Origin of the sequence: Streptomyces sp. NPDC005181, from assembly GCF_040608395.1 — a bacterium.
GTDB lineage: Bacteria > Actinomycetota > Actinomycetes > Streptomycetales > Streptomycetaceae > Streptomyces.
Genome location: NZ_JBEXID010000271.1, coordinates 1 through 1046 on the forward strand (window position 1 = coordinate 1; position 1046 = coordinate 1046).

General features: G+C 63.3%; 1 protein-coding gene. It reads left to right on the forward strand.

Annotation, left to right across the window (positions count from 1 at the left end):
• The coding region (locus ABZV38_RS40565) for a cbb3-type cytochrome c oxidase subunit I (protein WP_356334000.1) at window positions 1-1046 on the forward strand (1046 nt) is incomplete at both ends.

A 1046-nucleotide genomic window follows, 5' to 3' on the forward strand; every position in this document is an offset into this window, starting at 1 on the left:
CACGGCACGATCATGCTGCTGATGTTCGCGACGCCGCTGTTCGCCGGGTTCGCGAACTGGATCATGCCGCTGCAGATCGGCGCGCCCGACGTGGCGTTCCCGCGGCTGAACATGTTCGCGTACTGGCTGTACCTCTTCGGCTCGATCATCGCGGTGGCCGGCTTCCTCACCCCGAACGGCGCCGCGGACTTCGGCTGGTTCGCCTACTCCCCACTGACCGACGCGGTCCGTTCGCCGGGGATCGGCAGCGATATGTGGATCATGGGTCTGGCCTTTTCCGGCTTCGGCACGATCCTCGGCTCGGTCAACTTCATCACCACGATCATCGGCCTGCGCGCGCCCGGCATGACGATGTTCCGGATGCCGATGTTCGTGTGGACCGTGCTACTGACCGGTGTGCTGGTCCTGCTGGCCTTCCCGGTGCTGGCGGCGGCACTTCTGGTGCTGGAGGCGGACCGCAAGTTCGGGGCGCATGTATTCGACGCGGCCAATGGCGGCGCGCTGCTCTGGCAGCACCTTTTCTGGTTCTTCGGCCATCCGGAGGTGTACATCATCGCGTTGCCATTCTTCGGGATCGTCAGCGAGGTCATTCCTGTCTTCAGCCGTAAGCCGCTCTTCGGCTACGTCGGCCTGATCAGCGCGACGATCGCCATCGCGGGTCTCTCGGTGACCGTGTGGGCGCACCACATGTTCGTCACCGGCGGTGTGCTGCTGCCGTTCTTCTCGTTCATGACGTTCCTCATCGCGGTACCCACCGGTGTGAAGTTCTTCAACTGGATCGGCACGATGTGGAAGGGATCGCTGTCCTTCGAGACACCGATGCTCTGGGCCATCGGCTTTCTGGTGACGTTCCTCTTCGGTGGTCTGACCGGCGTCATCCTGGCCTCGCCCCCGCTGGACTTCCATGTCTCGGACTCGTACTTCGTCGTCGCGCACTTCCACTACGTCGTCTTCGGCACCGTGGTCTTCGCGATGTTCGCCGGATTCCACTTCTGGTGGCCGAAGTTCACCGGCAAGATGCTGGACGAGCGGCTCGGCAAGATGAC